10 protein-coding genes are annotated in these 12984 nt (G+C 64.2%); 1 reads left to right on the forward strand and 9 read right to left on the reverse strand.

What is annotated here, in order from left to right:
- Positions 1–12: 12 nt before the first annotated feature.
- Genes SA496_RS11965 through SA496_RS11990 form a run of 6 tightly spaced genes read right to left on the reverse strand, consistent with a single transcriptional unit; the run spans position 13 to position 6353 of the window.
- Positions 13–1323: a hypothetical protein gene (locus tag SA496_RS11965; RefSeq protein ID WP_330115474.1), complete on the reverse strand. Its 1311-nt coding sequence runs from the start codon at positions 1321–1323 to the stop codon at positions 13–15.
- Positions 1320–2921 (reverse strand): VWA domain-containing protein, encoded by a 1602-nt coding sequence (locus SA496_RS11970; protein ID WP_153920064.1) that lies wholly within the window; start codon positions 2919–2921, stop codon positions 1320–1322. Before SA496_RS11970 ends, SA496_RS11965 begins: the two co-directional genes overlap by 4 nt.
- A 1-nt stretch (position 2922) precedes the next feature.
- Positions 2923–3924: a vWA domain-containing protein gene (locus tag SA496_RS11975; protein ID WP_120651032.1), complete on the reverse strand. Its 1002-nt coding sequence runs from the start codon at positions 3922–3924 to the stop codon at positions 2923–2925.
- Positions 3911–4417 carry a DUF4381 domain-containing protein gene (locus tag SA496_RS11980; RefSeq protein WP_330115475.1) on the reverse strand — a complete coding sequence of 169 codons (507 nt, stop codon included), beginning with the start codon at positions 4415–4417 and terminating at the stop codon, positions 3911–3913. Before SA496_RS11980 ends, SA496_RS11975 begins: the two co-directional genes overlap by 14 nt.
- Positions 4414–5364, reverse strand: coding sequence for a DUF58 domain-containing protein (locus SA496_RS11985; protein WP_330115476.1), 951 nt, complete (start codon positions 5362–5364; stop codon positions 4414–4416). Before SA496_RS11985 ends, SA496_RS11980 begins: the two co-directional genes overlap by 4 nt.
- Positions 5365–5378: 14 nt before the next feature.
- On the reverse strand, positions 5379–6353 hold the full coding sequence (locus SA496_RS11990) for an AAA family ATPase (protein ID WP_330115477.1): 975 nt from the start codon (positions 6351–6353) through the stop codon (positions 5379–5381).
- 318 nt (positions 6354–6671) lie between these two features.
- Here SA496_RS11990 and SA496_RS11995 point away from each other — a divergent pair, with 318 nt between their 5' ends.
- Positions 6672–7973, forward strand: a complete 1302-nt coding sequence (locus SA496_RS11995; RefSeq protein WP_330115478.1) for an OmpP1/FadL family transporter — start codon at positions 6672–6674, stop codon at positions 7971–7973.
- 300 nt (positions 7974–8273) lie between these two features.
- Here SA496_RS11995 and SA496_RS12000 read toward each other — a convergent pair whose 3' ends face one another.
- From SA496_RS12000 to SA496_RS12010, 3 genes are all read right to left on the reverse strand, one after another.
- Positions 8274–8780: a DUF3015 domain-containing protein gene (locus tag SA496_RS12000; RefSeq protein WP_120651027.1), complete on the reverse strand. Its 507-nt coding sequence runs from the start codon at positions 8778–8780 to the stop codon at positions 8274–8276.
- A gap of 160 nt (positions 8781–8940) precedes the next feature.
- The gene (locus SA496_RS12005; protein WP_442965081.1) at positions 8941–11265 is read right to left on the reverse strand and encodes a cytochrome c3 family protein; all 2325 of its coding nucleotides are present in this window, start codon (positions 11263–11265) and stop codon (positions 8941–8943) included.
- A 78-nt stretch (positions 11266–11343) separates the two neighbouring features.
- Positions 11344–12975 (reverse strand): mechanosensitive ion channel family protein, encoded by a 1632-nt coding sequence (locus SA496_RS12010; protein ID WP_442965082.1) that lies wholly within the window; start codon positions 12973–12975, stop codon positions 11344–11346.
- Between the last annotated feature and the right edge of the window lie 9 nt (positions 12976–12984).

Here is a 12984-nt window from a genome sequence, read left to right on the forward strand (position 1 = left end):
GAGACGACCGGCTCAGGGATTTAGCGGTTTCAGTCCGCGCCGTGCACGGGGTGTCTTCTTCATTGCGGCTACCGCTCGCCCTACATCCGGCAATGCCTGCGACGCGTCGGTTGCTGCTTGACTCTCAGCATGTGCCGCCCCGTAGTGAACTTTGAGGAAGGCTAGCAAATGATTTGTAGTTCGGTCGGGCAACGCACGGGAAAATTCCGACAGTGTCCTACTGCCATTACTGCGGCGAACCCAAAGATACAGACCGCCCAACTGAACAGGACGGGCTTTCAACTGCTGCTGTGCCAGTCGCCGGGCATACTCTGCCGAGTCCAACCAGGCCTGCTGGCGGGCCGCTCGCCAATGCCGCAGCCAAGTCAGCGTGGCATGCCCCCAGGGCCGACCGAAGTATGCGAGCCCGGCCAGCAAAGACAGCAGCACGGCCAATAGCAACCAGTGGCCGGATATCCTCACCTGCGCCTTCCGCCCGAGGGCACGCAGGTCTTCGTTGATGGAGAACGGAGCCTGGTAAGCACCTTTGGCAGCCTCGAGCGGCACCGCCGGTACCGAGACACTATTCGCCTCGCCGGTAGCAGCATCCCACCACTTCAGTTCGACGGCCGGCAGACTGTACGTGCCGATATCGCCAATCACGTACGTGGCCGAGTCCTCGCGGGTGCCACCGCTGGTGCCGCCACGCCCATCGCTGAGGGGTTGCACCTTGGGCGTCTGCACATAGCGTTTGAGCCCTTTCACCTCGGCGAACAGCGGTGGCGGAATGAGCATGGCCTGGGCGCCCTCGGCCTCTACGCGCAGGCGGCGCGTGATGCTGTCTCCCTGGCGCAACGGATCGTGGGAGCGCTGGATCTCCTGGGTGAGTTTCACGCTGCGCGCCACCAGCCGGTTCTCGTCACCCGCTCCGGCCAGGGGCCTAGCGACGAAGGACAGCGGCTGGCCACTGATTTTCACCGGGCCGCTGGCCTGTCCCGGCTGGACCTGGAATGCCAGTGCGGGGATATCGAAACGCTGGGCCGCCTGCGGGGTGATCTGGTACGTGAAGCGCAGGCCGAAGAACGTTTTGCCATCCAGTTGTTCGGTCAGGTGCTGCGCTTCGCCGCTGGGCGGGTCAACCACCGCACCGGGCAGGTCCAGCCCCGGCAGGATGGGCGCTTCGGTGAACCAGGTATCCACCAGGAGATCCACCTCCAGATTGACGATGCCTCCCACCACCGCGCCTTCCGCTGGCACCAGACGCTGCTGTACCCTTACCTCGGGCTCAGTCGCCTGTACCAGCCACGACAGGCAGAGCAGCAGCAGGCATGCCAGGCGCTTCATCGGGTTGCCTCCTGAGCTTTCTGGCGGGCGGCTTCCTGCAACGAGAACTTGCGCTTGAGGAACATCGCCGGCGAGGTAGTCAGGTTGTTCAGCCAGACCTGGTCGGAAGCGGCCTGGGCCTTGTCCTGTTGCACCGACTTGCCGCCCTGCGAGGGCGTCTGGTCTTCCACCACCTTGTCGGGCTTCTCGTTGGGAGTGCCCTCCTCCTGCTGGTCCTCGTAATCCTTCAGCAACGCCTCGGCCAGGGCCAGGTTGGCAGTGGCCTCGGGAAAATCGGGCTGCTTCTGCAAGGCCTGCTTATAGGCGGCGATGGCTTCAGGGAATTTGAATAGCCGGACGTAGGTGTTGCCGAGGTAGAAGTACGCAACCGCGCTGTCCAGCCGCGCAAAGCTGGCCAGCGCCAGGTCGAAATCCGCGGCCTGGTAAGCGGCCAGCCCTTTCCAGTAAGGGTCGGAAAAGTGCGCGGCGGCCTCCGGGTAATGCTGATGTTCGAAGGCCCAGCGCCCCTGCTGGTCAGGGGTGAAGAAAGCATCCGCCAGGGCGCCGGCCCGTGTGGGCGCCGATGTGCCAAGTAGCGACACAGCAAGCATCAGCCCACCCAGCCAGCGAACCTGCCAACCGCGCCGCACGCAGCACAAGGCAATCAGCGCCAGGGGCCAGCACAGCCAGTAGCCGGCGTCTTTCCAGTGCACTTGCCGGCCATCGCCCTGCACTGCCTGGAAGTGCTGCTGGGCGTGCAGTTCGATCCAATCGAGGTCATCGTCGTTGAGGGTCAGGCTGCCCAGCGGGGCATCGGCGGCATCGGCGAGGCGCTTCAGTCCAGCCTCGTCGAAGCTCGCCGCTACCGGCCGGCCATCCGCCGCGATGCGCGGCTGGCCGCGAGCATCCCGAACCAGGCCGCCGTCCCGACTTCCCACAGCGAGGACGAGCATCTGCAGGTCGCCACCCGCCAGCCGCTTGCCGATCGACTCGAACTGGCTGGCGTCGGCGCCGTCGGTAATCAGCACCAGGGTACCGGGTGCCTTCTCCGCATCCAGCAACTTGCGTGCTTCGTCGATCACACCGAGCACGTCCTTGCCGGGTTGCGCAATCAGATCGGTGGCCATGGCCTGGACGAAGGTGTCCAACAGCAGCGGGTCTTCGGTGGCGGGAAGCACCAGGTGGGCCCCACCGGCATAGGCGATCAGCGCAGTGCGGGCCCCTGCGCGGCGCTGGATCAGGTCATGCAGCTTGTGCTTGGTGGCGGCAAGCCGCGTAGGCGGCACGTCGTCGGCATCCATGGACGGCGAAAGGTCGACAGCGAGGATCAGCGGCGCCCGGTTATCGAGGAAGGCCGGTTTGTCCTGTTCCCAGGTAGGGCCGGCCGCGGCCAGCCCACCAAGGACCAGCAAAGCGCCGAGCAGATACACCGGGCGCAGGCGCTGGCGGTCCTCGGGGGTGATGAGCAGTCGCTCCATCAGGTGCGGCGCGATGACACCCTCGAGCTGGTGCTTGAGGTCATGGCGACGTATCCAGAGGAGCGGCAGCAGCACGCCAGGAAGGATCAGCAACAACCAGAGGGGTCGCAGGAAATGGAAGGCGCCGAAGTCAATTTCCATCTCAGCGTCCCCTTTCCGTCCGAGCAGCCGGACCTTTGGAAAGCCGGCCGAACGATGCCGCAAGCAGATGACAGCCCGCCAGGAGCAGGAGTGCCGCGCCCAGCGGCCACCAGAACAGGTCCCGCTTGGGCTGATGGCTGAAGGTCTTCACCTTGTGCGGAGTAAGCCGGTCGAGGGTGGCGTAGACGTCCAGCAGTGCGCCGCGATCATCGGCACGGAAAAAGCGGCCACCCGTGGTCGCGGCGATGTCCCGGAGCGTTTGCAGGTCCACCTTGGCATCGCCGGTGGCCTCGGGGTCGCCGATGCCGATGGTGTGCACGATGATACCGCGCTCCCGGGCCATCTTCGCGGCATGAGCCGGAGTGATTGCACTGCCGGTATCGTTGCCATCGGTGAGCAGGATCAGCACCTTTTCCTGCTCCTTGGCGGTCTCCAGCAGCTTGATGGTCAGCCCGATGGCATCGCCCAGGGCGGTATTCGGTCCGGCCATGCCGATGCCGACCTCATCCAGCAGCACTCGCAAGCTGGCGTGGTCGAGGGTGAGCGGGGACTGGGGGTACGCGCCGGTGCCGAACACGATGAGGCCGATGCGGTCCTCCTTGCGCCGCTCGATGAAGTCACGCACCACGCCTTTGACTGCCGTCAGGCGGTCCACCTGTTTGCCGCTGGCGTCGGTGTAGTCGGTGGTTTCCATGGACTGGGAAATATCGATGGCGAGCATCAGGTCGCGGATCGGTTGTTCGTGCTGGATGGCCTTCTCGACGAACACCGGGCGTGCGCAGGCAGCCAGCAGCAGGGCCCAGACCAGCATATTGAGCAGTAGCTGCCAGCGCCCTTCCCGCTTTCCGTTGTGTCCCGGTACCTGACCCACGGCCCGGCTCATCGCCGAGAAGAACGGCACCCGCAAGGCGCTGTGGGCTTCGCGGTATTCGTCCAGATAACGCCACGCCAGCCACGGCAACGGCAGCAGGAAGAGCACCCAGGGGTAGTCAAACTGCCACACGGTGCGCCTCTATCCAGTGTCGGCTGGTGATGAAGAGCGAGCGCACCTCCGCATCCGGGATCGCCAGGACTCGGGCATCCGGTGCGTAGGCGATAGTGAACAGGCCTTTGGCGAAACCCTCTGGCAAGGGCGCAGGGGCGCGCTCGGCGAGGAACGCCTGCCATGCCTGGCCCCCCAGGCGCGCCACTGATGGCGCATCGGGCATGGACAGGGCAACCCGCTTGAGCAGCTCGGGCAGTTCACGCAGGGCCGCAAGACGCTGCCCGGCGTCTTCCAGTGCCCCTACCAGGGTATCGAGACGTACCAGGGCTTCCCGCCGGTAGCGGTCACGCTGCCAGCGTCGCCATTTCAGGGCACCCCACACCAGGGCAATGGACAACACCACCAGCAGCAACACCAGCCAACCCCAGGTCTGCGGGAAATAATTGTAGGGGGGCACCGGCAGGGCCAGTTCCTTGAGCTGGTCGATACCCGGCACCGGCGTGGCGCTCATCGCGGCATCCCCGACAGCCGGCCCAGCTCGCGGCGCACCTGATCGAGGCTGTCCTCACCGGTACTGATCATCATCACCGGCACCTGGCTGCGGCGCAGCAGCTCGGCTACATCCCGCAGGCGTCCGGAGAGGAACTCACCCAAGGGGCGATGAACCTGGCGACGCTCCACCTCCAGTTCGACCTGCAGCTCTCCCTGTGTGACAGTGACGCGCCCCTTCTCGGGAACATTCAGCGCAAGCGGGTCGTAAACCTGCATGGCGATCACATCGTTGTGAGCGCTGAGCTGGCGCAGCAGTTGCACCGTCTGCGAAGTGACGCCGGCGAAGTCGCTGATGATGCAGATCAGGTGGTCATGCCCCGCCACACCGATACAGCTGCGCAGCACGTTATTGAGTTGGTCGTTGTCCTCGCTGTCCGGCATCGTAGCGTTCAGGCCTTGGTTGGCCCGGACCACCGCCGCGCACAGGGCCTGGACCCGGTTTCGGCTGCGCAGCGGGCGGATGTGCTCCAGCCGCTGGTCGTTGAACACCAGACCGCCCACCCGGTCGCCGGCGTGGAAAGCCACCCAGGCCGACAAAGCTGCCAGCTCCGCCGCCGTGACCGACTTGAAGTTGCGCCGGGAGCCGAAATACATGTTCATGCGCTGATCCACCACCACCAGTGTCGGCCGGTCGCGCTCCTCGGTATAGGTGCGCACGAAGGGCTTGCCGAAGCGCATCGAAGCACGCCAGTCGAGATGCCGCAGGTCGTCACCGGGAATGTAGTGGCGCAGTTCGTCGAAGCTCAGCCCACGTCCTCGCAGGCGGGAAGCGTGGCTACCTGAGAGGATGCTCGACAGCGGCTGCCGCGAAAGGAAACTCAGGCCACGGACACGCTGCTCCAGCGCCATCAGTTGGGCGAGCGTGGCGTAAACGAATCCGTCGGGAGCCGATTGGGTCAGTTGCATGGCCTTGGGTCCACTCAGGCAGGAATCGCCACCTTGTCCAGCAGGCGGTCCAGCACCTGGTCCGCACTTACGCCGTCGGCAATGGCGTCGTAGGAAAGCTGCAGGCGGTGGCGCAATACCGGGTGCAGCACGGCACGCACATCGTCGGGTGACACGAACTCGTTGCCGGACAGCCAGGCGTGCGCCCGCGAAACGCGATCCAGGCTGATGCCACCCCGGGGGCTGGCACCGATATTGATCCAGCGGGCAAGGTCGGCGTCGTAGTCGGCCGGGTGGCGTGTCGCATTGATCAGGTCGATCAAGTAGCGATCGATGGCCTCCGAAACATGCACGCTGGCCATTTCACGTCGCGCCGCGAAGAGCACTTCCTGGGGCAGGCGTACCGGTTCCCGCTGCTCGCCCTGCGCGGCCTGTTCCTCGCCACGCACCAGTCGCAGGACTTGCGTCTCGTCTTCCACTTTCGGGTAATCCAGTTGCAGCTTCATCAGGAAACGGTCCATCTGCGCTTCCGGCAGCGGGTAAGTGCCTTCCTGCTCGATGGGATTCTGCGTCGCCAGCACCATGAACAGGCCTGGCATCGCATAGCTATGGCCGGCAACGGTGATCTGCCGCTCTTCCATGGCTTCCAGCAGAGCGGCCTGGACTTTGGCTGGTGCGCGATTGATCTCGTCGGCGAGGATCACATTGCCGAACAGCGGCCCCGGCTGGAACTTGATCTGGTTGCCCTCGGCGGTTTGCTGGAGAATCTCGCCACCGGTGATGTCCGAGGGCAACAGGTCAGGGGTGAACTGGATACGGCGCATTTGCGCTTCCAGATGGGTGGCGAGCGCCTTGACGGTACGGGTCTTGGCCAGGCCCGGCAGGCTTTCCAGGAGTACATGACCATTGGCCAACAGCCCCAGCAGGACGTGGCGAATGGTTTCGGCCTGCCCCAGGACCAACTCCGAAACACTGGCCTCCAACTCGGCAATCTGCTCGCGTGTAGTCACTTATCGATTCCCTGACTGAACGTGGTTCGGAAGGTTGACCATCGACGCCTGCATAGCGTGGCGAACTGCTTCCACTACACAGGCCTGGATCGACCACACGAGACGCATTCGTGAACTGCGGCTTTCGTAACTCTAGCCGCAAGTGCTCCATGCGCCAGCTAGCACCTGACCGGACGATCAGGGAATTCGCTCTGAGAAGTGCGGCGCCAAGTCGAGTTGCACGCAGAGGACGAGCATCTAGGCTGGATAACGTCGACGCCCCACGCAGTCAGGCGGGTACGGCGCCATCTGGTTCGACTGACCGGCAGAGGAAGCACCATGTCCAGTACCCGCTCCCTAGCACCACGCGTCATCAGACTCTCCGCCCTGACCACTGCGCTCTGGACGCTTCCGGGAGCAAGCTGGGCGGGCGGCATCCTGATCTACGAGGCCGGACAGGAAGGCGCCGGCCTGGCCAATGCCGGCGCGGCGGCACTGGCCACCGACCCCAGCGTGTTGATGAACAACCCGGCAGGCCTCACCGAACTGCCCGGCACCCAGATCAGCGCCAACGGCCAGGTGATCTTCGGCGACATCACCTTTTCCCGCGATGCCGGCAACCAGTTCGACGGCAACGAAGGTGGCAACGCGCTCCAGTACCTGCCGGGCACCAGCCTGTTCGTCAGCCACCAGATCAACGACCAGGCAAGCATCGGCTTCGGCATGTACGGGAATTTCGGCCTGGCGCTGGACTACGACGACGACTGGGCCGGCCGATACTTCACCCAGGAGTCCGCCATCATTGGTGTGTCGCTGCAGCCGACCTATGCCTACAAGATCAACGACGACCTCTCCATCGGCTTCGGGCCGCGCATGATGTACGCCTACTACCGGACCGAAGTGGCGGTCAACAACAACCTGCTCGGCCTGGCCGACCGCCCGGATGGCCAGCTCGAATACAAGGACACCGACTTCGGCGTGGGCTTCAACATCGGCCTGCTGTACCGACTCGATGAACGTACCCAGGTCGGTCTCGCCTACACCAGCAAAGTGGACCTTGAGTTCTCCGACCGCCCCAGCGTCGACGATATCAGCAACCCGCTGCTGAACCTGGCGCTGCGGCGCTTGGACGTGGACAACCTGGACATCGACATGGAAGTGCCGCAAACCGCGGTACTGAGCATCGCCCACGACCTGGATCCGCGATGGAAGCTGCTGGCCAGCCTCGGCTGGCAGGACTGGAGCGAGTTCGGGAACATCGGTGTCGAAGTGGACGCTGACAACTTCGGCACCAGCCGGACCGTGGACCGGCAGTACAAGGACACCTGGCACGCCTCGGTAGGCGCCCAGTACCAGGCCACTCATCAACTGCGCTGGAGCATGGGCGTCGGCTACGACAGCTCGGCGGTGGACGACGAAGACCGCACCGTGGACAACCCCATGGCCGAATCCTGGCGCCTGGCTGCGGGTGTGAACTATCAGGTCGACGAAGGGCTCGACCTGCACATGGTCTATACCCTGATCTGGCTGGGCGACATGGACGTTGAGCAGACCAAGCAGCGCTCGGGCAATAGCCTGTCCGGCAGCTATGACAATGCCGCGCTGCACGTTATCGGCGGTGGCGCAACCTGGCGGTTTTGAAAGGCCCAGCCCCCGCAGACAGCCCGTCCGTTGGGCTTCGCTCTGCGCCAACCTACGAGAAGCGGGCGAATTCACCGGCCGTAGGTTGGTCCGAGGAACGAGGCCCAACGTTCGAGGCGCCAAATGCCGGACAACACAGCCTGAAACTACCCGCTCCCCAAAAGGGTGAGGCACAAACAATCCTGAATCCACCAGCGGCCTGAAGCTGGGCAGCTGATCGCGGGCAGAATTCGCTCCTGCAGATATTCCACCACCCACAAAAATGCCCTCCTAAGAGGGCATTTTCGTTTGCGAGTGGTATCAGCTCGGCAGCTTGGCGTAGCGAGCCAGTTGCTGGTCGCGGCTCATCACGTCGAGAGTCGCGGCGAGTACCTCTTCGCCGGTCGCGTCAGGACTTGCGAAGATGCTCGAGAAGTTGGCCTGGGTGACCTTCGCGAAGTGGGCGCGGTCAGCCTGTTCGATGCCCAGCAGGGTGGCATAGGCATCCAGCGCTTCGCCCTGCCCCTGCGCCATGTCCTCGGCGATGCTGTCGAGCATGCCATTCATGGCGAACAGCGAACGGCCGCCGTAGCCCAGCTTCACGCTGGAGTCGCAACCGTTGGTACCCGAAGTCAAGCCAAAGGTGGCGTTGCCCGAGGTGCCGTTGGTGGTGGTGGCCAGCAGGTGCGGAACCAGGCCGCGCTGACCTTCGAACACCATGTTCCCCCAGCCGCAGCCGCCGCCCCCGGCCTGCCCCGCGTACGCCGCAACGCCGGCGGTGCTGAGAAGTCCGAAGATAATGGCCTTGCCAATCAGTTTGTTCGTCATGTTTTTCATTCCTTGGTTGTTAGACAGCAAGTCACGTGACTGCACGTACGACTTCCACACTGAACGACACGTAAACGTTTTGAAGGTTTAGGCGAGAGAACCACGACTTTCAAATGCGATGTCGCCAGTAAGCTCGCCTGTTTGCGCTGCCTGCCGCGTCTCACTGCCGCCAATAGGGCTCGATCGCGTGCAGGCGAGGGTCATCCGGTGCCACTTCACGCATGCGTTTGACGTATTCGAACGCCTCGCTTCGCTCGCCCTCCACAGCGTGCAGATAGATCAGCGAATAGAGCAGGTCCGGGTCCGACGGGGATTGCTCAAGGCCGCTACGCAGCGCACTCAGCGCGTCATTGCGACGGTGCATGCGTGACAGCAGCAACCCCTGGTTGTAGCGGATACGTGAATTGCCGGGCAGTTCGACTGCGGCCTTTTCCATCCAGTTCAACGCCTCCTCCGCCCTGCCCCGTTCCACGAGCAGCAAGGCCAGCATGTAGGCCAGGTTGCCGTGGTCGGTTTCCGGCATCTTTTCCAGCGCCAGCCCTTCGCGCAGCAGCCGCTCGGCCTCGTCGGGCTGCGTCGCACTGGCCAGGGTGACCAGGTTCACTCGTGCCGGCGAGAAGTACGGGTCGAGCCTGAGCGCCTGGCGATACTCCTCCATCGCCTCGCCATCACGCCCCTGACGCGACAACAGTACTGCCAGGTTGAGGCGGCCACCGGGTAGATCGGCATTGCCGCGCAGGCGCCGTTCATAGTCGGCCAGCAATGCCTGAAACGGCGCTCGCCGCTCGACCGGCAACAGATCAGGCGGGACATCCGCCAGGGCACGGACGGTTTCATCCCGCACTGCACGCGTCGGGTCATCCAGCAACGCCAGCAACGGCTTCAGCCGCTCGGCCGGTGGCACGCTGGTAAAGCCCGAAACGGCATAGGCACGCACCAGCTCGCTGTCGTCCTTGAGCGCCCACTGCAAATTGGAGATGGCCGGCGGGCCGAGGTCGGCCATCTGCTCGGCGGCGGTGGCGCGGACGATGGCCGGCTTGCCCTTGTCCGCCAACACCGAGCCGAGCAGGCTCAGCGAGATACCCTGGCCGCTGCGCACCGCATGAAGGTCCTCGCCATAGTGCGGTGGCCGTTGCGGCTTGCCGAACCAGCCTTCAATGGCCTTGGCTGCCCATGCGGGTTTCTGGTCCTGATGGCAGCTGGTGCAAGCATCCGGGCTTCCGTCCTTGTCGGCCAGGTCCGGGCGCGGAATGCGCAGGCTGTGATCGCGGCGCGGGTCCACGACCATGTAAGTCTTGCTCGGCATGTGGCAGTTGACGCACTGCGCACCAGGCGTGCCTGGCTCATGGCGGTGGTGAGCCTTGCTGTCGTAGTCCTTGGACGGGAGGCTGGCGAAGCGCGCCAGCGGCGGATTGCTGTTGTGGCATTGCAGGCAGAGGCCGTTGCCTTCGATCTTCACTTGGGTGGTATGCGGGTTGTGGCAGTCGGTACAGGCAACGCCGGCCGCGTACATCTTGCTCTGGGTGAACGAACCGAACTCATAGACTTCGCCGTCAATCTGGCCGTCAGCGTGGTAGAGGCCCGCGCGCAGCGTGGCCGGCAGGCTCTGGTCCAGTTGCGGCTGCCCCGGTTCCTGCCCCGTGCCCAGCCCCTGTCGGCGGCTATGGCAGTAGGCGCACTGCTCCACCAGACCCTGGCTGCCCAACGCCTTGAAGTCGACCTTCAGTCCCAGGTCGGCGGCCGCAGCGTAGGTCTTGTTGGCCGACTTGTCCTGCTTCGCCCAGTCGACGTGAGCCTGGCCCGGACCGTGGCAACCCTGGCAGCCGACAGTTTGTTCGTGCCAGGTGGAGGCGAAGCTGTCCTGCTTGTCGTCGTAATTTTTCATCAGGCGCGTCGAGTGGCAGTCGGCGCACATGGCATTCCAGTTCTGGTAGCGGCCGGTCCAGTGCAGCGGGTCGCTCGGCGCAAAACGCTGCCCCGGATAGAGGGAGAACCAGCGTTGGCCACCCTCCCCCTTGGGACGACTGTCCCAGGCGATGGTCAGAGCCTGCAGGCGTCCACGCGGCAGGGCCACCAGGTACTGCTGCAACGGGGAGAAGCCGAAGGTGTAGAGGATCTGGAAGTCAGTGGACTTGCCGTCTTCACCTTCCGTGTTGACGAAGTAGTCATCGCCCTTGCGGAAGAAACGCGCCTTGACACCAGCCTCATCGAAAGTGGCCGCATCGAAGTCGCCCAGCACATTGCCTGCCTCTGCCTTGCGCATGGCCCAACCGTGGTCGGAGTCTTTCCATTGCCCGGCCTCCGTGGCGTGACATCCCAGGCAACTGTCGCTGGCGGCATAGCCTTCCACCTCGCTGGCAGGTCCCGGCAACCTGCCTGGCGCTTCCCCGACAGCCCAGGCTGCCTGCCCCGTCATCAGCGCCAGCGTCAACACTGCGGACTGCAGAACGGCGCAAAGTCGTCCCTCCGAATTTCGACCCCTCATGCCCTTGCTCCGTGGTCAGTTCGACTTGCCCCTGGTCGGGCTTATTTCCTGTTTGCAGCGAGTCCAGGACGGATTCGATCACCGCCCGCCTTCTTCCTGATCCACTTCTCTGGCGGGTGCCGTGTACCAGCGCTCCTTTGGCACCCACTTCTCCTGCGGGGGATCGCCCAGATAGTGCGGCGACATGATCTGCACGCCGTACTCGTTGAACACGTCCTGGATACTGGCGTGCAGCATCGTCAGCAGCTCCGCCCGTGGACGTGGTTCGCTGGGCACTGCCTGTGCCACCAGCCGGTACTCGGGGTAGAAGTCCGACAGCGCCGTCTGGAACACCTGTGGCAGGGGATTCTGGAGGATGCCGGGGGTGCGTCGGGCCGCTTCCAGCAGCATGGCCTCGACCTGGCGCCAGGGCGTGTCGTAGCCGATGGTCACAGTGGTATCCACCACATAGCCCCGGCCCTGCACGACGCGGGAGTAGTTGCGCGTCACCGAGCCGGTGATCATCGAGTTGGGGATGGTCAGCACCTCACCCAGGCCAGTGCGGATGCTGGTGGTGAACATGCCCAGCTCGGTGACTGTGCCCTCGTTGTCGCCAATGCGGACGTACTCGCCGGGCCTCAGGGTGCGGGTGTAAGTCAGAATCAGCCCTGCCGCTGCCTGCCCGACCACGCTGGACGCGCCCAGGGAAATCATCAGACCGATCAGCACGGACAACCCTTTGAACGCCTCGGTCCCGGCGCCCGGCAGGTAGGGATAGGCCATGGCCAGGGCGAACAGCCAGATGGCCAGTGAAGTCAGACGCGTGGTGGGTTGCAGTGTTTCGTCGTTGAGCCAGGTGATGGTGCCAGGACGGGAAAGGCGCTCCAGCAGACGTTTGCTGAAGGCGCTGATGCCGCGCGCGATGAAGAAGATCAGCAGCGCGATGACCAGTCCCGGTATGGCGCTGACCATGGCGTCCAGTACGTAACGCACCAGGTCCACCAGGTAGTGGTTCAGGCTTTCGCCCCAGGGCCGGGTATAGGGGAATCGCTGTAGTACGAAGCTCAGCCATTCATAGGTGAGCAGCAGCACCAGTGACCAGAACACCAGCGCCAACAGGCGCCGAACCACTGGAAACAGGTTGCTGGTATCCACCAGCTGGGTTTCCCCGATCTTCAGCGCACTGGTGTGCCTGCGCATGTGCCTGGGTAACCAGGACAACGCCTTGCGATGCGCCCAGCCGAGCAATTTCAACAATGCGATATACAGCAGCGTGGCCGCCACCGAGTACCCGCCTGCGGTCAGCAGGAAGCGCAGACTACGGGCTTGCGCAGACTCCGCCACCACCAGGCGCAACCGCTGGGCCGCGTCTTCGGCATCCTGCCGCACCGAGGTTTCACCGGCATCCAGATCGTTCGGCGAGACGATGAAGGCGCGCCGGTCACCCAGCAACACCATGTAGTTGTCCTGGATGCTATCGAGCCTGACGTCGGTCTCCTCAGTGCCGTCCAGCATCTCGCGGATCACGGCGCGGGCGCGGCTAGCACGAGCGGCGGGTGATTCACCCAGGAGCGTGGCGCGGAAGACGAAGATGCTGCGATTGGCGATTTTCAGTTCGGAGGGTTCCGCCGCGGCGTTCGCCGCTTCATCGGCGCCATGTGCGGTAGCGGAAAGCACCATCGAGAAAATCCAGAAGATCGTGGCTCCCCACCAACTGATCCGTTTGTCCATTTAGCGCGC

Source organism: Pseudomonas sp. JS3066, from assembly GCF_036328175.1.
Lineage (GTDB): Bacteria > Pseudomonadota > Gammaproteobacteria > Pseudomonadales > Pseudomonadaceae > Metapseudomonas.